General features: G+C 63.9%; 16 protein-coding genes. 1 reads left to right on the top strand and 15 read right to left on the bottom strand.

The features are described from left to right. Positions 1–5: 5 nt before the first annotated feature. The 3 genes from gloA to R1T44_RS05800 all read right to left on the bottom strand — a co-directional run bounded on the left by gloA (position 6) and on the right by R1T44_RS05800 (position 4007). The gene (gene gloA / locus R1T44_RS05810; RefSeq protein ID WP_153635238.1) at positions 6–557 is read right to left on the bottom strand and encodes a lactoylglutathione lyase; all 552 of its coding nucleotides are present in this window, start codon (positions 555–557) and stop codon (positions 6–8) included. A 118-nt stretch (positions 558–675) separates the two neighbouring features. Then, the gene (gene oadA / locus R1T44_RS05805) at positions 676–2508 is read right to left on the bottom strand and encodes a sodium-extruding oxaloacetate decarboxylase subunit alpha (protein WP_153635237.1); all 1833 of its coding nucleotides are present in this window, start codon (positions 2506–2508) and stop codon (positions 676–678) included. An 83-nt stretch (positions 2509–2591) separates the two neighbouring features. Further along, positions 2592–4007 carry an acetyl-CoA carboxylase biotin carboxylase subunit gene (locus R1T44_RS05800; protein WP_043331944.1) on the bottom strand — a complete coding sequence of 472 codons (1416 nt, stop codon included), beginning with the start codon at positions 4005–4007 and terminating at the stop codon, positions 2592–2594. A gap of 193 nt (positions 4008–4200) precedes the next feature. On the opposite strand from R1T44_RS05800, the gene R1T44_RS05795 reads away from it, so the two are divergent. Further along, a complete protein-coding gene (locus R1T44_RS05795; RefSeq protein WP_043331946.1) occupies positions 4201–5190 on the top strand; it encodes a LysR family transcriptional regulator in 990 nt (329 codons plus the stop codon). Positions 5191–5294: 104 nt separating this feature from the next. On the opposite strand, the gene lipA is transcribed toward R1T44_RS05795, so the two are convergent. The 12 genes from lipA to R1T44_RS05735 form a co-directional block, all read right to left on the bottom strand. Beyond that, on the bottom strand, positions 5295–6287 hold the full coding sequence (gene lipA / locus R1T44_RS05790; protein WP_052384342.1) for a lipoyl synthase: 993 nt from the start codon (positions 6285–6287) through the stop codon (positions 5295–5297). Continuing rightward, positions 6287–7012 carry a lipoyl(octanoyl) transferase LipB gene (gene lipB, locus R1T44_RS05785; RefSeq protein ID WP_082388119.1) on the bottom strand — a complete coding sequence of 242 codons (726 nt, stop codon included), beginning with the start codon at positions 7010–7012 and terminating at the stop codon, positions 6287–6289. The genes lipA and lipB overlap by 1 nt, the downstream gene beginning before the upstream one ends. 57 nt (positions 7013–7069) lie before the next feature. Then, positions 7070–7357 (bottom strand): HP0495 family protein, encoded by a 288-nt coding sequence (locus R1T44_RS05780; RefSeq protein ID WP_043331948.1) that lies wholly within the window; start codon positions 7355–7357, stop codon positions 7070–7072. A 196-nt stretch (positions 7358–7553) separates the two neighbouring features. Then, a complete protein-coding gene (locus tag R1T44_RS05775; RefSeq protein ID WP_054555032.1) occupies positions 7554–8756 on the bottom strand; it encodes a D-alanyl-D-alanine carboxypeptidase family protein in 1203 nt (400 codons plus the stop codon). 102 nt (positions 8757–8858) lie between these two features. Further along, on the bottom strand, positions 8859–9890 hold the full coding sequence (locus R1T44_RS05770) for a septal ring lytic transglycosylase RlpA family protein (RefSeq protein ID WP_286989108.1): 1032 nt from the start codon (positions 9888–9890) through the stop codon (positions 8859–8861). Continuing rightward, positions 9887–10930 carry a lytic murein transglycosylase B gene (gene mltB, locus R1T44_RS05765; RefSeq protein ID WP_286989107.1) on the bottom strand — a complete coding sequence of 348 codons (1044 nt, stop codon included), beginning with the start codon at positions 10928–10930 and terminating at the stop codon, positions 9887–9889. The genes R1T44_RS05770 and mltB overlap by 4 nt, the downstream gene beginning before the upstream one ends. Positions 10931–11001: 71 nt before the next feature. After that, positions 11002–12150, bottom strand: coding sequence for a rod shape-determining protein RodA (gene rodA / locus R1T44_RS05760; protein WP_043331958.1), 1149 nt, complete (start codon positions 12148–12150; stop codon positions 11002–11004). Next, positions 12140–14086: a penicillin-binding protein 2 gene (gene mrdA, locus R1T44_RS05755; protein WP_286989105.1), complete on the bottom strand. Its 1947-nt coding sequence runs from the start codon at positions 14084–14086 to the stop codon at positions 12140–12142. Before mrdA ends, rodA begins: the two co-directional genes overlap by 11 nt. Positions 14087–14128: 42 nt before the next feature. Further along, positions 14129–14596 (bottom strand): 23S rRNA (pseudouridine(1915)-N(3))-methyltransferase RlmH, encoded by a 468-nt coding sequence (gene rlmH, locus R1T44_RS05750; protein ID WP_043331959.1) that lies wholly within the window; start codon positions 14594–14596, stop codon positions 14129–14131. Positions 14597–14741: 145 nt separating this feature from the next. Then, on the bottom strand, positions 14742–15101 hold the full coding sequence (gene rsfS / locus R1T44_RS05745; RefSeq protein ID WP_043331961.1) for a ribosome silencing factor: 360 nt from the start codon (positions 15099–15101) through the stop codon (positions 14742–14744). A gap of 179 nt (positions 15102–15280) precedes the next feature. Next, a complete protein-coding gene (nadD, locus tag R1T44_RS05740; protein WP_286989141.1) occupies positions 15281–15916 on the bottom strand; it encodes a nicotinate-nucleotide adenylyltransferase in 636 nt (211 codons plus the stop codon). A gap of 275 nt (positions 15917–16191) precedes the next feature. Beyond that, positions 16192–17475, bottom strand: coding sequence for a glutamate-5-semialdehyde dehydrogenase (locus R1T44_RS05735; RefSeq protein ID WP_279836412.1), 1284 nt, complete (start codon positions 17473–17475; stop codon positions 16192–16194). Positions 17476–17592: the final 117 nt, after the last annotated feature.

Raw genomic sequence — 17592 nt, 5'->3', positions numbered from 1 at the left:
CTGCCTCAGACTTCGCCGTTGGCCTGACGCTCGAAGGTATCGGCGCGCAGGATCTCGATCCAGTAGCCATCGGGGTCCTTCACGAAGGCCAGACCCTTCATCTTGCCATCGTCGGGACGCTTGACGAACTCGACGCCCAGCGACTCGAAACGCTCGGCAGCCGCGTAGACATCCGGCACGCTGACCCCGATATGGCCGAAGCCCTGCGGCTGGGCGTTGCCGTCATGGTAGGCGAAGTCCGGGTCATTCTCGGTGCCCCAGTTATGGGTCAGCTCCAGCATCGCCTCACGCCCGAAGGTGTAGGTGGTGCGCTTGAGGTCATCACCGGGCACTTCACTGGCCTGGTCGTCATCCAGATAGGCGAGGAAATAGAGGCTGAACTGCATTTCCGGGAAGTCGAGCTTGCGCACCAGACGCATGCCCAGCACGCGAGTGTAGAAATCCAGGCTGCGCTCGGGGTCCTTGATGCGCAGCATGGTCTGGTTGAAGACGTAGCCACGGGTGGCCGGGTCGATCTGCTCACTCAGGCCGGGAGCCTGCTCGAAATGTGTTGCCATGTTGGTCCTTCCACAGGAAAGGACGGCAGAGCCTCGAAGATGCCCGGCCGCCCCTGGTGATCGTATAGCTGTCAGATGGTGACGGCGGCCAGATTTTGCAACCTCGCCGCCGCTGGCATCACGCGATCTCGATCAGTACTTCCCCCGGCGTGACACGATCGCCACGCGCGACATGAATGGCCTTGACGGTACCGTCGACACGCGCGGCGATCTCGGTCTCCATCTTCATCGCCTCACTGATCAGCACCGACTGGCCCGCGGTGACGCTGTCACCGACCGCGACCAGTACCTCGACGATGTTGCCCGGCATCGCGGTGGTGACATGGCCCGGCGCCGAGGCGCTGGCACGTCCGCCGCTCTGGCCGCCCGCCACGTAATCGTCCTTGGCCTCGAACACTACCTCTTCCGGCATGCCGTCCAGGGTCAGGTAGACGTGACGCTTGCTGCCCTTGGCACCGCCGACGCCGGTGATCTGCACCGCGTAGGACTCGCCGTGCACGTCGATGACGAACTCGGTCGGCACGCCAGAGGTCACCGGGCGCTCCGCCTCGCCCTGGGGGATGATTTCCGGTGTGAGCGTGCCGGCACGACGCTCGTTGAGGAAGTCACGTCCCAGCTCCGGGAACATGGCGAAGGTCAGCACGTCCTCGGGGGATTCGGCCAGCTCGCCCAGCTCCTCGGTGAGGCGCGTCATCTCCGGCGCGAGCAGGTCGGCCGGGCGCCCGACTTCCACCGGCGCGTTGCCGATGGCACGCGAGCGGACCTCTTCGTTGACCGGTGCCGGCGCCTGACCATAGCCGCCCTGCAGATAGCGCTTCACCTCGTTGGTGATGCTCTTGTAGCGCTCGCCGGTCAGCACGTTGAGAACCGCCTGGGTGCCGACGATCTGCGAGGTCGGGGTGACCAGCGGCGGGTAGCCGAGATCGGCACGCACACGCGGAATCTCATCGAACACCTCGCGGATGCGCTCCAGGGCGTTCTGCTCCTTCAGCTGGCTGGCCAGGTTGGACATCATGCCGCCGGGGATCTGACTGATCTGGACCGAGACATCCTCGCGGGTGAATTCGCTCTCGAAGGCTGAGTACTTGCTGCGCACCTCGTGGAAGTAATCGCCGATCTCGCGCAGCGACTCCAGCTCAAGGCCGGTATCCCACTGGGTGCCGCGCAGCGAGGCCACGAAGGATTCGGTGGCCGGATGGCTGGTGCCGCCGGCGAAGGCCGAGATACAGGTATCGATGTGGCGACAGCCCGCCTCGACGGCCTTGATCTGGCACTGCGGCGCCAGGCCCGCCGTGGCGTGGCTGTGCAGGTGGACCGGCACCTCGACCGCCTCGACCAGCGCGCTGACCAGATCATAGGTGGCGTACGGCGTCAGCAGGCCGGCCATGTCCTTGATGGCGATGGAATCGGCCCCCATCTCGACCAGCTTGCGCGCCTGCTCGACGTACATCTCCAGCGTATGCACCGGGCTCACGGTGTAGCAGATGGTGCCCTGGGCGTGCTTGCCGGCCTTCTTGACCGCGCGCATGGCGGTTTCCATGTTGCGCAGATCATTCAAGGCATCGAAGACACGGAAGATATCGATGCCACCTGCCGCGGCGCGCTCGACGAAGGCCTCCACCACATCATCGGCGTAGTGACGATAGCCGAGCAGGTTCTGGCCGCGCAGCAGCATCTGCAGCGGGGTGTTGGGCATGGCTTCCTTGAGCGCCTTCAGACGCGTCCAGGGGTCTTCCTTCAAAAAACGCACGCAGGCATCGAAGGTCGCGCCGCCCCACACTTCGAGACTGTAGAAACCGGCCTGATCGAGGCGCGCGGCAATCGGCAGCATGTCCTCGGTGCGCATGCGGGTCGCGATCAATGACTGGTGGCCATCGCGCAGCACGACTTCGGTGACCTTGACGCGCTCGGCGTGATCAACGGCGGGGGTGTTGGGGGTTGCAGCTGTCATGTCTGGGGTCCTTCTAATTGTTGGCTACGTGAACCGGGGGAAGCTCAGAGAAGATTCACGACATCAGGGGCATCAGGTGCGCATCAGAGACCGGCGTGGGCCGCGATGGCCGCCGCGATCGCCAGCGCCGTCTGTTCCGGCAGGCGCTTGACCGAGTACTGGGTCAATTCCGGGTGGGCTGCGACGAAGCCGGTATCGAAGTGTGCGTTGCGGAAATCAGGGTGCTTGAGGATTTCCTGATAGTAAGGCGCCGTGGTCTTGACGCCCTGCAGACGCATGTCATTGAGGGCACGTGAACCACGATTGATGACCTCTTCCCAGGTCAGCCCCCACACGATGAGCTTCAGACACATGGAATCGAAATACGGCGGGATGGTGTAGCCGGTATAGATCGCGGTATCGGTACGCACGCCAGGCCCGCCCGGCGCGTAGTAGCGCGTGATGCGTCCGAAGCTTGGCAGGAAGTCGTTCTTGGGGTCCTCGGCGTTGATGCGGAACTGGATCGCATAGCCGTGATGGCGAATGTCTTCCTGACGGAAGGCCAGCTTGTGGCCCCAGGCGATGCGGATCTGCTCGCGCACGATGTCCACGCCGGTGATGGCCTCGCTGATGGTGTGCTCCACCTGCACGCGAGTGTTCATCTCCATGAAGTAGATCTCGTTGCCCTTGACCAGAAACTCCACGGTACCGGCGTTGCGATAGCCGACGGCGCGGGCGGCACGTACCGCCATCTCACCGACGTAGGAGCGCTGCTCCGGTGTCAGCTGTGGACTGGGGGCGATCTCGATCAGCTTCTGGTTGCGACGCTGGATGGAGCAGTCACGCTCGAACAGATGAATCACGTTGTCGTGATTGTCGGCCAGGATCTGCACCTCGATATGCAGCGGGTCGACCACGCAACGCTCGAGGAACACATCGGCACTGCCGAAGGCCTTGGTGGCTTCCGAGATCACGCGCCCCCAGGCCTGCTCGAGCTGATGAGCATCATCACAACGCCGGATACCGCGCCCCCCACCGCCTGAGGTAGCCTTGAGCATGACGGGGTACCCGACCTGCTCGGCGACACTCAGCGCTTCCTCGACATCGGCCAGATTGCCGGCCGAGCCCGGCGTCACCGGCACGCCGGCCGCCTTCATGGCATCGCGGGCCTGGGTCTTGTCACCCATGCGGGCGATGACACTGCTGGCCGGCCCCACGAAGGCGATACCCGCCGCTTCGCAGATGGCCGCGAATTCGGCGTTCTCCGACAGGAATCCGTAGCCCGGATGGATGGCGTCACAGCCGGTCTCGCGCGCGAGATCGACCAGGCGGCGGGCATCCAGATAGCCGGCCAGCGGGTCTTCGCCGATGAAATGCGCTTCATCGGCGCGTTTGACGTGCAAGGAGAAACGATCAGGTTCGGTGTAGACAGCGACTGAGCGGATGTCCATCTCGGCACAGGCGCGTACAATGCGCACTGCGATTTCCCCTCGGTTGGCAATCAGCAACTTGCGAAACATGGTGACTCTCCCGGACGTGACGCGTGATCTTGTTGTGGTGCTCTGGTCGTGCGCTTGTCATTGACCGCCAGACGCGACAACGGCGCTGACAGACACGAGGTAGCATGCGTTCCACGCTACCCAGCGAGAGACCAATAGAAAAGTTGATATTTTTTTGCCAATCTATAAGTAAAACCTTATGACTGGGTGTGTCATGTCGCGTCCAAACTTGTTGAATCGCTTAACTTTCAGACAGTTACAGGTGTTCCAAGCGGTTCATCGCCAACAGTCCTACTCCCGTGCGGCCGAGCAACTTGGCCTGACGCAACCCGCCGTCAGTGCCCAGATTCGTCAATTGGAGCAGGCACTCGAGCAATCGCTGTTCAAATATGCCGGTAAGACGCTGCATATCCTGCCGGCGGCTGATGCCCTGGCGAACTCGGTGCAGTCGATCTTCGGCGAGGTCTCGAGCCTGCAGATGGAGCTGTCGGAGATCGCCGGTACCATCCGCGGCGAGCTCAATCTGGCGGCCGTGTCCACCGCTCAGTACGTGGTGCCGCATATTCTGGCGCGCTTTCGGGCGCGGTATCCGGAAGTGTCGGTGCGCCTGCGCGTCTGCAATCGCGGTCAGGCGCTCGAGCGTCTCGCCGAGCGGCGCGATGACCTGGTGATCATGGGCATGGTGCCGGATGACGCCAATCTGGCCTTCATGCCGATTCTCGACAACGAGCTGATCCCCGTCGTCTGGCCCGGCCATCCGCTGCTGGAGGTCAAGGGCATCACCCTGGAAGACCTCGCGCAGTACTACATGCTGATGCGTGAACCCGGCTCCGGCACACGTACCGCCTTCGAGGAGTTTGCCGCACGCGAGCGTGTCTCGCTGCGCCATACGCTGGAGTTGGGCTCCAATGAGGCCATCAAGCAAGGCGTGATGGCGCACCTGGGGGTGGCGATCCTGCCGCGACTGTCGGTTCAGCTCGAGCTGGCCTCAGGCCTGCTGGCCTCGCCCTCACTGCCGGGCTTCCCGCTCAGACGCAGCTGGTGCACCGTCTACCCCAAGGACCGCTACCCCACGCCGGTCACCGAGCTGTTCCTGCGCTTCGTGCGCGAGCTGCTGCCGGAGCTCAATGCTCACTTCAGCGCGCCGATGGAGCCCATCCCCGGGCACAGCGTGGCCTGCCTGCCGCTGGCGACCGAGCAATGAACATAGCGACCTGATGGCGCAAGCCACATGAAAAAACCGCCATGGAGACAAGCTCCATGGCGGTTTTTTCGTTCAGGCAACTGACGTCATGTCAGCAGTGCGGCTTACTTCACTTCCACACCGTGCGCCTGCTTGTCGGCGTGGTAGGAAGAGCGCACCAGCGGGCCGGAGGCGACATGCGAGAAGCCCATCTCGCGCGCCTTCTGACCGAGCCAATCGAAGGTGTCCGGGTGCACCCAGCGGTCGATGGGCAGGTGGTTGCGCGACGGCTGCATGTACTGCCCCAGGGTCAGCATGTCGACACCGTGGTTGCGCAGGTCCTGCATGACTTCGAGCACCTGCTCGTCAGTCTCGCCGACACCCAGCATCAGGCCGGACTTGGTCTTCACTTCCGGACGACGCTCCTTGTAGCCCTTGAGCAGATCAAGTGACCACTGGTAGTCGGCGCCCGGACGCACGCGACGATAAAGGCTCGGCACGGTTTCCAGGTTGTGGTTGAAGACGTCCGGCGGCGTCTGCTCGAGCACGTCCAGCGCGACCTGCATGCGGCCACGGAAGTCCGGTACCAGCACTTCGATCTCGGTGCCATCGCACTTCTCGCGAATCTCGCGGATGCACTCGGCAATGTGGTTGGAGCCACCGTCGCGCAGGTCATCACGGTCGACGGAGGTCACGACGACGTAATTCAGGCGCATCTCGGCGATGGCCTCGGCCAGCTCGCGCGGCTCGTCAGCGTTCAGCGCGTTGGGGCGACCGTGCGCCACATCGCAGAACGGGCAACGACGGGTGCAGATGTCACCCATGATCATGAAGGTCGCGGTGCCGCCGCTGAAGCACTCGCCCAGGTTCGGGCAGGAGGCTTCTTCACAGACCGTGTGCAGGCCGTGCTTGCGCAGCGTCTGCTTGATGCGCGTGACTTCCGGCGAGGCCGGCATGCGCACACGCAGCCAGTCCGGCTTCTTGGGCAAGGTCTCGGTGGGAATCACCTTGACCGGAATGCGGGCAACCTTCTCGGCGCCGCGCAGCTTCACGCCACGCTCCTTGCGGGCAGGAGCAGCGGAGGGAGCGGGCTTCGTGGTAGCGATGGTCTCGGTCATCAGTTCTGTCCTGCTGTTCGAGAAATGTCAGCCAGTGCCGCGGGCAGGCCGCTCACCGGAGTCAGGGTCACATCGCCCAGGCTTGCGCCCAGACAACGCACCAGGCGGTCACGCTCGCTGGCAAGATCCACCGGTGCGCGAACGAGATCGCGCAGCTGGGTCATCGCCATGCCGGCATAGCCGCAGGGATTGATGCGCCCGAAGGGCGCGAGGTCCATGTCCAGATTGATCGCCACGCCATGGAAACTGCAACCACGCCGGATGCGCAGTCCCAGCGAAGCGATCTTGGCCTCTTCCATCGAACGACGCGGGTCATCGCCACGCTGCGCCGACTTCTTCACATAGACGCCAGGCGCGTCCGGACGCGGATAGGCCTCGATGCCATGCTCAGCCATCGCCGCCACCACCGTCTCTTCCAGCGCCGTCACCAGCTGGCGAACGCCGATGCCGCCCCGCTTGACGTTGAGCAGCGGGTAGAGCACCAGCTGGCCGGGCCCATGATAGGTCACCTGGCCGCCACGGTCGGTCTGCACCACCGGAATGTCGCCCGGCATCAACAGATGCTCCGGCTTGCCCGCCTGGCCCTGGGTAAAGACCGGCGGGTGCTCTACCACCCACAGCTCGTCCGGCGCATCGGCCGCACGCGTATCGGTGAAGTGGCGCATGGCCGACCACACCTCATCATAGGCCTTGAGGCCGAGGTGGTAGACGTGAATCGTGTTCATGCATGCGCTCCTGTCATCAAGGCGCAAGACAAGGAAATCCAGCGTTTCATGCCTGGATCACAGCACCATGTGGATGCGACCGGTGGCCTTGAGGTCACGGTGCAGCGCATCCAGCTGATCGGTACCGGTGGCACGGATCACCACACGGATGCTGCGGTAGTTGCCGTTCTTGCTGTCCTGCCAGGTGATGGCCGTCGCATCGAAGCCCGGCGCATGCACTTCCAGGATATTGCAGACCACTTCGACGAGATCTTCTGCGGCGGTGCCGACGATCTTGAGGGAGAAATCACACGGGAATTCAATCTTCGGGGGCGTCTGCCCACCAGCTGCTGGCGTCTTGGCCATGGGGATAGCCCTTCAGGTAACTCTATTTCCGACCATTCTACTCAACAAAGGGCGATCCGTCAGCCGGATCGCCCTTTGTTGAGTACACGACCGCGATATTCAGGGGCGCGCGCCTGGCACCGCCAGCACGCGCGCCCCACTGCCATCACTGAATCATGTCATCGGCCGCGTCACTTCGCACAGCCAGGCGACTGACTCAGTTGAACAGGCCGTGGAAGAACAGCATCAGGGCATCCCACAGACGCTTGAACAGGCCGCCCTGCTCCACCGGCTCCAGTGCGACCAGAGGTTCTTCGGCCAGCACCTTGTCGTCCAGCTTGATCTGCAGGGTACCGTACTGCTCGCCGGCCTGAACCGGGGCCTTGATGGTGTCCTTGAGATCAAGACGCGCGGTCAGCTTGTCAGCCTGACCACTCGGCACGGTCAGGAAGACGTCCTGGGCCATGCCCAGACGCACCTGGTCCTTCTCGCCACCCCAGACACGCGCCTGGTTGAGCACTGCGCCCTTGTCATAGAGCTTCTTGCTCTCGAAGTAGCGGAAGCCGTAGGTCAACAGCTTCTGGGATTCCTGCGCACGCGCCTCTTCGGACTTGGTGCCCATCACGACACTGATCAGGCGGGTATCTTCCTTCTTGGCGGATGCCACCAGGCAGTAGCCGGCTTCTTCGGTGTGGCCGGTCTTCAGGCCATCGACATCCTTGTCACGCCACAGCAGCTTGTTGCGGTTCGGCTGCTTGATGCCATTCCAGGTGAAGTACTTCTGGGAGTAGATCTCGTAGTGATCCGGGTAGTCCTTGATGATGCGACGCGCCAGAATCGCCAGGTCGTGCGCCGTGGAGTAATGCTCCGCGTGCGGCAGGCCAGTGGCGTTCATGTAGTGGGTGTTCTTCATGCCCAGACGCTTGGCGTGCTGGTTCATCAGGTCGGCGAACGAACCTTCGCTGCCGCCGATACGCTCGGCCAGCGCGACGCTGGCGTCGTTGCCGGACTGGATGATGACACCGTGCAGCAGGTCATCGACGGTGACGCTGGTGCCTTCGCGGATGAACATGCGCGAGCCACCTGTCTTCCAGGCATTGACGCTGATGCGGACCTTCTCGTCCGGGCTCAGCTTGCCGTCGTCCATCTCGCTCTCGACCAGGTAGGCCGTCATCATCTTGGTCAGGCTGGCCGGCGGCAGGCGCTTGTCGGCATTGTGCTCGACCAGGATGCGCCCGGAATTGGCGTCCATCAGGATCCAGGAAGATGCCGCCAGCTGCGGCGCCGCCGGAATCAGGGTATCCGTCTCGATGGCATGGGCCGGGGTGGCGGCAACGCCTGCGAACAGCGCAATGCCGCTGGCCGCCATCAGCGCGGAGAATCGACGCCGAAGAGGAAGAAGTCGGGCTTTCAGGGACATGTTGGAATCTCTTTGACACTCATGCATAAGCCGAGGCTTGCGCCTCGGCCAGGTTGCGCCTCTTCACGAAGCGCATGATGGATGAAAACGGGCCTGCGGCCCTTATCGCTCTGCCGTGACGCTGAAGGCCCCGGCATAGCCAGCATCGGCCAGCGCCGACTTGAGCGATTCAATACGGACATTGTCTTCCAGCGGGCCGACCTGAACCTTGTAGAGGTCGCCGCTGCCCAGCACGCGAGTCGGTCGTCCCAGACGGGAGCTGACACTGGCACGAATGCTGTCGGCCTTGCTCAGATCACTGACCGCCGCGACCTGCAGGAAGGCAGCTTCCCCGTTCGCCACGGAGGACGTGCTGCTCGGCGCAGCAGAGGCTACCACGGGCTTGGCGGCAACGCTCGCGCCGGAAGCGCTCGAGGCCACGGAACCACCGGTTGCCTCCATCGCGTCAAGCCCGGCAATGCCCTGCTCGCGGCGTACCGCCTGGCTGCGCGCCAGCAGACGCTCGGACTCTGCCGTGCCCTGGGTCGGGCTCGGGCCCGGCTTCCAGGTCGTGGCGTCGAGAGTCTCGACACGCACATGCCCGGTGCCATGGCCCAGCATGTCCAGTCGCCACGCCGCGCTGTAGGACAGGTCGATCAGGCGGTCTTCATGGAAGGGGCCGCGGTCGTTGACCTTGACGATGACCTGCTTGCCGTTGTCCAGATTGGTGACACGCGCATAGGTCGGCAATGGCAGCGACTTGTGGGCCGCCGTCATGGTGTACATGTCATAGATCTCGCCACTGGCGGTGGCGTAGCCATGAAACTTCTTGCCGTACCAGGATGCCGTGCCCTCGGCCACGTAACCGCGCGGATCATCCATCACGTGATAGGTCTTGCCCCATACCTCGTACTCGCTGCGATTGCCGCTGCGGGTATAGGGTTCGACACGTGGCACCTCATCGGGCACCGCCGAGACATCCGGCGCATCATCGGGATAGGCATCGCTGTCCATCTCGTAGCGGCTGTTCTTGCCCGCCTTCTTGCCGGTGCTCGCCGAGGCACCATCACTGACCTGGGTGCCACCCCCACTGCTGGCACAGCCGGCCAGCAGGGCAAGCGCGAGGGTCAGCGGTAGCGCACGTGACCAGCTCATCCCGCACCTCCGTCCTCGAGACGACGCTTGATCGCCCGGGAGAGCTCATCCACGGCCATCGCATACATGTGACTGTGGTTGTAGCGCGTGATGACGTAGAAGTTGTCGAAGCCGACGGCGTAGCGATAGCCTTGTTTCAGGTCCAGCGCCAACGGAATCACCTGGGTATTGCCGGCCACGTCGTCTGCCACCTGGACACCGGCCGCCTCGAGCGCGGAAACGCTCATATACGGCTTTTGGGTCTTGTTGAAGGTGACGGAGGACGGCGGCGTCCCGGGGCCATCCGCGGCGCTGACCACCGGCGCACCGGCCTTCCAGCCATGACGCGCGAAGTAGTTGCCGACGCTGCCGATGGCATCGACCGGGTTGTGCCACAGATCACGCACGCCATCGCCATCGAAATCGACCGCATAGGCCTGATAGCTGGTCGGGATGAACTGCGGATAGCCCATCGCGCCGGCGTAGGAGCCCTTGATGGAGAGCGGGTCAATACCCTGCTCAATCGTCAGCTGCAGGAAGGCCGCCAGCTCGCCACGGAAGAACTTGCCGCGACGCGGGTGATCGAAGGCCAGCGTGGACAGTGAATCGATCACGCGGTGAGTGCCGGTGTGCTTGCCGAAGAAGGTCTCGACACCAATGATGGCGGCGATGACTTCCGGCGGCACGCCATACTCGGCCTGGGCGCGATCGAAGGTCTCACGATGCTCGGCGATGAACTTCACACCGGCTTCGATGCGTGATTGCTTCATGAAGATGGCGCGGTACTGGTCCCAGCGCAGATGACCTTCCGCCGGACGCGACATGGCATCCAGCACCTTCTGGCTGTAATCGGCCTGGTTCATCAGCTCGGTCACGCGATCGCGATCCAGCCCCTTGGCCACCAGCTCGTCGACCAGCTTGGCCGTTTCCGGGTGAGTCGCCGGGGCGAAGCCATCAGGCGCCGCCTTGGCCACGCCTGACATTCCCAGCAGCGGTGCCACCATCACCAGGGCTGCGCCCCAGTGCTTCAGACGTCGCCCACGCGCATTGATCACCGTCATCGACTCTCTCCTTGCCTGTCTGCGAGCTTGGGCTCGCGAATGTCCTTGCCACTCGGCAACTGGCCGCCACGTCATCGCGACAATAGGCGCCGGTGGGTATGAATGCTCATGAGAATACCGAAGCCTGCCAGCAAGGTCACGCTGGAGGTCCCACCATAACTGACCAGCGGCAACGGGACGCCAACGACCGGCAAGATACCCGATACCATGCCGATGTTGACGAAGACGTAGACGAAGAACGTCAGGATGATCGCGCCCCCCGTCAGCCGTGCAAAACTGTCCTGGCCATTGTTGGACATCACCAGCCCGCGCAGCACGATCAGCACGTAGAGCCCCAGGAAGAAGCTCATGCCGATCAGGCCAAATTCCTCCCCGATGACCGCGACGATGAAGTCGGTATGGCGCTCCGGCAGAAACTCGAGCTGGGACTGGGTCCCCAGGGTATAGCCCTTGCCGAAGATGCCGCCCGAGCCGATGGCGGTCTTGGACTGGATGATGTTCCAGCCCGCGCCGAGCGGGTCAGACTCCGGATTGAGGAATGTCAGCACACGGCGGCGTTGATAGTCGTGCATCACCATCCACAGAAGCGGCAATGCCGAGGCGATCAAGGCGCCGAAGAAGGCGATCAGCTTCCAGGAAAGCCCCGCCAGCAGGATCACGAACACGCCCGCCGCGGCGACCAGCAACGAGGTGCCGAGGTCCGGCTGGCGCGCGATCAGCAGCACCGGCGCGACGATGATCACGGCGCAGATGGCCAGATCTCGCCAGCGAGGGGGCAGCGGGCGCTGACCAAGCCAGCAGGCGACCATCATCGGCATCGCCAACTTCATCAGCTCAGAGGGCTGGAAGCGCACCACCCCGGGGATGACCAGCCAGCGCTGGGCGCCCATGCCGACATCCCCGAGCACCTCCACCGCCACCAGCATCAGGAAGCCGGCGCCATAGGCGACCGGCGCCCAGCGGTAAAGGGTCGCGGGTGACAGCTGGGCGAGCCCGATCATGATCACCAGTGCCAGCGCCTGACGTGAGGCCTGGCGCAGCGTGAAGTCGATATCCTGGCCGCTGGCGCTGTAGAGCACGATCAGCCCGCAGCCGAGCACGGCCAGCAGCAACAGCAACAGCCAGGGATCGAGGTGGATACGCTCCCACAGGCTGGTGCGGCGGCGATGACTGAGGTCCCCGCCTACACCACGCATCGAGCGCTGATAATCAGTCGGCATCGTTCTCTCCTTGCTCACCCTCGCCCACCGGTGCCTCCGGGGGTGCCAGAGCGGCAGCCAGCGTGAGCGCCGCCTCACGCGCCTCGGGGTCAATGCGCGGCAACAGCCAGTAATCGGTGACAGCGCGCGCCATCGGGCCCGCCACGGAGCTGCCGCCCTGGCCATTCTCGATCACCACGGAAACGGCAATCTCCGGGTGCTCGACCGGCGCAAAGGCGGCGAACAGGGCGTGGTCACGCAGACGCTCCGCGAGCTCCTTGCCGTTGTATTTCTGGTCCTGCCCGAGGGTGAAGACCTGGGCGGTACCGGACTTGCCGGCCATGCGGTACTTGAGGCCGGGCCCGACATACTTGCGCGCCGTGCCTTCTCGCCCGCTGACCACATCCTCGAGCGCGGCGATGACATCGTCCCACCACGCCGGATTGTCCAGCACCACATCCGGCTTTTCCTCGCTTCTGGGCAACAATACCGTCTCGTCGCCGATGCGCTTGGCCAGGTGAGGCGTCACGTGCCTGCCGCGATTGGCCAGCACGGCCTCCGCCGAGGCGAGCTGCAACGGCGTGGCAAGCCAGTAACCCTGACCGATACCGATGGAGATGGTCTCACCGGGGTACCAGGGCTTATCGTAGCGATTGCGCTTCCATTCCTTGGACGGCATCAGGCCGGGCAGCGCGCCCTGCACGTCCAGCGCCGTCTGCTCACCGAAGCCGAACTTGTGCATGTACTCGCTGATGCGGTCGATCCCCAGGCGGTAGGCGACGTTGTAGAAGAAGGTGTCATTGGACACCGCGATGCCGCGCCGCATGTTGACGCGCCCATGCCCCCAGCGCAGCCAGTTGCGATACTTGTGGCTGTCATTGGGCAGCTGGAAATAGCCGGGATCGTAGAAGGTGGTGCTGGTGGTGATGGCACCGTTCTCCAGCCCCGCCAGCGACATGAAGGGCTTCACGGTCGAGGCCGGCGGGTACTGGCCGCGAATGGCACGATTGAACAGCGGCAGGTCGATATCATTCTGCAGCGCGCGATAGCTCTTGACGCTGATGCCGGTGACGAACTCATTGGAGTTGAAGCCCGGCACGGAGGCCATCGCCAGGATGTCGCCCGTCTCGGGCTCGATGGCCACGATGGCACCACGTCGCCCCTTGAGCAGCCGATAGGCGAGATCCTGCAGGCCGCGGTCGATGGTCAGCGTCAGGTCCTTGCCCGGCACCGGATCGATCCGCGACAGCTCACGCAGCACGCGGCCCCGCGCATTGGTTTCCACCTTGCGCAGGCCCGCCTGACCGTGCAGCTCCTCTTCATAGAAGCGCTCGATACCGGTCTTGCCGATGAAGTGGGTGCCCGAATAGTTGCCCTTGTCGAGGGTCTTGAGCTCGGCCTGATTGATGCGCCCCACATACCCCAGGGTATGCGACAGCGGCTTGGCTTCCGGGTAGTAGCGCAGCAGCTGCGCCTCGACCTCGACGCCGGGCAGGCGATAGCGATTGACGGCCAGACGCGCGATCTGCTCCTGACTCAATTCACTCATCAACAGGGCGGGCTGGTAGGGGCGTTGACGCTGACGCGAGCGTTCCTTGAAGTCTTCGACTTCATCGGGCGGCAGATCGAGAATCTCGACCAGGCGCTCAAGCGTCGTCTCGAGATCACCGGCGCGTTCGCGCACGATGGTGAGATTGTAGTTGGGGCGGTTTTCGGCGAGCAGCTGACCATTGCGGTCATAGATCAAGCCGCGCGTGGGCGGCAAGGGCTCGACACGCACCCGGTTCTTGTCCGAGCGCGTCGTATAGATGTCGTGTTCCACGACCTGCAGGAAGAGCAGCCGCGCCAGCAGACACCCGGCCAGCACCAGCACAAGGCCGGCAGCCACGATGCTGCGAAGGCGAAAGATCCGCACTTCCTGTTGAGGATTCTTTATCGTCGCCCGGCGTTGGCGCATGGCGGGTCTCGCAACCAGTGTCGTGTCGCAAGCGGCAGGCGCTTACCGGTGATAGGGGTGCCCGACCAGCAATGTCCAGGCGCGGTAAAGCTGTTCTGCCAGCACGATGCGCACCAGGGGGTGCGGCAGCGTCAGTGCCGAGAGCGACCAGCGCTGATCGGCACGTGCCAGCAGGCGTGGGTCGAGCCCATCCGGACCACCGATGAGGATGGCCACGTCTCGCCCTCCCAGCCGCCAATCATCGGCATGCTGGGCAAGCTGCTCGGTACTCCAAGCCTTACCTAGGACATCAAGGGCGACAACATGTTCATTTCCCTTGAGTTTTTCAAGCATCCGATCGCCTTCACTGGCCATGGCACGGGCGATGTCCGCATTCTTGCCGCGATTGCCGGGCGCCAGCTCGATGAACTCAAGCGAAAAATCCCGCGGCATGCGCTTGAGATATTCCCGGCTACCCTTCTCCACCCAGTCCGGCATCTTCTGCCCGACCGCCAAAACTCGGATCTTCATGTCCTGTCCCGTGCTGTGTCAGAACGACGGGCAAGCCCGCAGTCCTTCCATCGGATACTCCCTGCCCGCGACATCGCGACCGGCAAGGACGTAACGCGCGGTTGGCATGCCCCGACGAGCAACCCGTCGGGTCAGGCTGGCAGGATCAGTGGCTCTGCTCGTACTCTTCACGCGTTTCGCGGGGCAGATCGCTCCACAGGCGCTCGAGGTCGTACAGGGCACGGGTTTCGGCCAGCATGACGTGGACGACGACATCGCCCAGATCCAGCAGCACCCAGTCGGAGCCGTTGTCGCCTTCACAGCCCAGCGGCTTGACGCCGGCTTCTTTCACGGTGACCTGCACGTTGTTGGCCAGCGCGGAGATATGGCGGCTGGACGTACCGGTCGCGATCACCATCACATCGGTGACGCTGGTCAGCTTGGAGACATTGATCTCGCTGATTTCCTGGGCCTTGAGTTCTTCAAGGGCGTCGACAACCAGGTTTTTAAGAGCTTCGGTCTGCATGATTCCTCGGGAGTTTGTTCGGCAGGGGGCGCATTCTACCCGTTGGCGATGCGCGCGCCTATGGGCATCGTCATTTACTCGCCAAAGGGGCGCCACGCACGACGATGCGGGATCGCGGCAGTGACGCCCCTCTCATGATGCCACGCTCGCACGCGACAAGACGTTCAGAGCCACAACGCTCAGCTCGATGACGGACAATAGAGGCCATGCGCCTCGATATGACGGATCACCGCTTCCGGCAGCAGATAGCGCACGCTGTCACCCAGCGCGAGACGCTCGCGCACGAAGGTGGCACTGATGGCCATGCGCGTCGGCAGCGACAGGCGCAACAGGTGGCCACCCGGGCGCGCCATCAAGGCCGCCACCGAGTCGACCTCGCGCCCCTGGATCAACGCTTCGAGCGCCCGGGGCAGCGGTGCATCATGGTCCGGCCGCTCGATCACCACCACATGGGCATCATCGAACAGACGATCGGCGGCATGCCACTCCCCGAGCTTGAGGAAGGCGTCATGGCCGATGGCCATCACCAGCCGCGCCTGCGGACCATATTCGGCGCGCAGACTGGCCAGGGTGTCGGCACTGTAGGAAGGGCCATCGCGCAGCAGCTCACGCCCATCGGCCTTGAGGCCCGGCTCTGCGTCTATCGCGGCTTCCAGCATCGCCAGACGCTGGTCACTGCTGACGCCGGGCGCGGCGCGATGCGGCGGCTGATGCGCAGGCACCAGCAGCACATGGTCCAGCCCCAGCGCTTCGCGCAGCTCGATGGCACTGCGCAGATGGCCGTGATGGATGGGATCGAAGGTACCGCCGAGCATGGCGACACGCGGCACCGGGCCGAGACAGCCCTCGAAGCCCGGCTCCGCTGCCGTGTCAGTCCTTGAACGCGAGTCATGTGCCGACTCGGTGCCGTGATGCACGGCCTCACGCTCCTGCGCGAGACCATCGGCATTCAAGGGACGCTGGGTATCCTCCAGCGCCTCGGGCGACAGGGCCTGCTCGTTCGTCAAGGTCCTCTCGTTCGTCAAGGTCCTCTCGTTCGTCAAAGTCTGCTCGGGCGCGACCTGATCCTCGGCGGGTGAGACCTGGTCCTTCACTGGCGAATCTGCCCATCACCGAACACGATGTACTTGCGGGTCGTCAGGCCCTCAAGCCCGACCGGGCCACGCGCATGCAGCTTGTCGGTGGAGATGCCGATCTCGGCGCCCAGGCCATATTCGAAGCCATCGGCGAAGCGGGTGGAGGCGTTGACCATCACCGAGCTGGAATCGACTTCCGCCATGAAGCGGCGCGCCAGCGCATAGTTCTCGGTGATGATGGCCTCGGTGTGCCCGGAGCTGTGACGTTCGATATGCGCCATCGCCTCATCGACGCCATCCACGACGCGAATCGCCAGAATCGGCGCCAGGTATTCGGTGTCCCAGTCTTCCGCAATGGCGGCCACGGCCTGCGGCAGCACTTCGCAGGTGCGCTCGCAACCGCGAATTTCGACTTCATGTGCCGCCAGACGCTCGGCGATACGCGGCAGGACCTCGGCGGCAACCGGCGCATCGACCAGCAGGGTCTCCATGGTGTTGCAGGTGCCGTAGCGGTGGGTCTTGGCGTTCTCGGCGATCCGGACCGCCATCGCCAGGTCAGCCGTGGCATCGATATAGACGTGGCAGATGCCATCGAGGTGCTTGATGACCGGCACGCGCGCATCACGCGAGATACGCGAGATGAGGCTCTTGCCACCGCGCGGAATGATGACGTCGACGAACTCGGGCATCGCGATCAGCTCACCGACCGCGGCGCGGTCCGTGGTGGCGACGACCTGCACTGCCGTGGCCGGCAGCTCGGAGAGCACCAATGCCTCGCTGATGATCTCGCTCAGCGCACGGTTGCTGGACGCGGCCTCGGAGCCACCGCGCAGGATGCAGGCATTGCCGGACTTCAGACACAGGCTGGCCGCCTCGATGGTCACGTTGGGGCGTGACTCGAAGATGATGCCGATCACGCCCAGCGGCACGCGCATGTGGCCGACCTGAATGCCGCTCGGACGCGAGCGCAGACCATCGACCTCGCCGACCGGGTCCGGCAGCGCCGCGACCTGCTCGAGCCCTTCGATCATGCCGTCGATACGCGCCGGCGTCAGCGCGAGACGATCGACCATCGCCTCCGAGAGCCCATTGGCGCGTGCACGCGTCAGGTCCTCGGCGTTGGCCTCTGCCAGTGCCTCGCGACGCTCATCGATCAGACGCGCCATGGTCTGCAGAGCACGATTCTTGATGCCGCTGTCGACGCGACGCATCACGACGCTTGCCGCGCGCGCTGCGTGCCCCAGACGATTCATGTACGCCACGACGTCCGTGGTGTCGTGCTTGCCCTGCTCACTCATGTGCCTAATCTCGCTGGTTGTCAGTGTCCACGTGCTCATTTCATCATCGGCCGGACCCCGCGAGGGCATTCCCCAGAGAAGCCCTGACGTAAAGCCCTGACGTGAAGGCCTGAGGTG

Origin of the sequence: Cobetia amphilecti (genome assembly GCF_032923285.1) — a bacterium.
Taxonomy (GTDB): domain Bacteria; phylum Pseudomonadota; class Gammaproteobacteria; order Pseudomonadales; family Halomonadaceae; genus Cobetia; species Cobetia amphilecti.
The sequence above is the reverse complement of the archived record's forward strand: the minus strand, read 5'-3'. Positions and strand labels throughout refer to the sequence as shown.

What these genes read in the sequence shown, in the direction of transcription:
- mrdA (WP_286989105.1), bottom strand. Translation starts at nt 14,086, where the DNA reads ATGCGCCAACGCCGGGCGACGATAAAGAATCCTCAACAGGAAGTGCGG.
- rodA (WP_043331958.1), bottom strand. Translation starts at nt 12,150, where the DNA reads ATGCCGACTGATTATCAGCGCTCGATGCGTGGTGTAGGCGGGGACCTC.
- rlmH (WP_043331959.1), bottom strand. Translation starts at nt 14,596, where the DNA reads ATGAAGATCCGAGTTTTGGCGGTCGGGCAGAAGATGCCGGACTGGGTG.
- R1T44_RS05735 (WP_279836412.1), bottom strand. Translation starts at nt 17,475, where the DNA reads ATGAGTGAGCAGGGCAAGCACGACACCACGGACGTCGTGGCGTACATG.
- mltB (WP_286989107.1), bottom strand. Translation starts at nt 10,930, where the DNA reads ATGACGGTGATCAATGCGCGTGGGCGACGTCTGAAGCACTGGGGCGCA.
- R1T44_RS05775 (WP_054555032.1), bottom strand. Translation starts at nt 8,756, where the DNA reads ATGTCCCTGAAAGCCCGACTTCTTCCTCTTCGGCGTCGATTCTCCGCG.
- gloA (WP_153635238.1), bottom strand. Translation starts at nt 557, where the DNA reads ATGGCAACACATTTCGAGCAGGCTCCCGGCCTGAGTGAGCAGATCGAC.
- R1T44_RS05800 (WP_043331944.1), bottom strand. Translation starts at nt 4,007, where the DNA reads ATGTTTCGCAAGTTGCTGATTGCCAACCGAGGGGAAATCGCAGTGCGC.
- oadA (WP_153635237.1), bottom strand. Translation starts at nt 2,508, where the DNA reads ATGACAGCTGCAACCCCCAACACCCCCGCCGTTGATCACGCCGAGCGC.
- rsfS (WP_043331961.1), bottom strand. Translation starts at nt 15,101, where the DNA reads ATGCAGACCGAAGCTCTTAAAAACCTGGTTGTCGACGCCCTTGAAGAA.
- nadD (WP_286989141.1), bottom strand. Translation starts at nt 15,916, where the DNA reads ATGCTCGGCGGTACCTTCGATCCCATCCATCACGGCCATCTGCGCAGT.
- lipA (WP_052384342.1), bottom strand. Translation starts at nt 6,287, where the DNA reads ATGACCGAGACCATCGCTACCACGAAGCCCGCTCCCTCCGCTGCTCCT.
- R1T44_RS05795 (WP_043331946.1), top strand. Translation starts at nt 4,201, where the DNA reads ATGTCGCGTCCAAACTTGTTGAATCGCTTAACTTTCAGACAGTTACAG.
- R1T44_RS05770 (WP_286989108.1), bottom strand. Translation starts at nt 9,890, where the DNA reads ATGAGCTGGTCACGTGCGCTACCGCTGACCCTCGCGCTTGCCCTGCTG.
- lipB (WP_082388119.1), bottom strand. Translation starts at nt 7,012, where the DNA reads ATGAACACGATTCACGTCTACCACCTCGGCCTCAAGGCCTATGATGAG.
- R1T44_RS05780 (WP_043331948.1), bottom strand. Translation starts at nt 7,357, where the DNA reads ATGGCCAAGACGCCAGCAGCTGGTGGGCAGACGCCCCCGAAGATTGAA.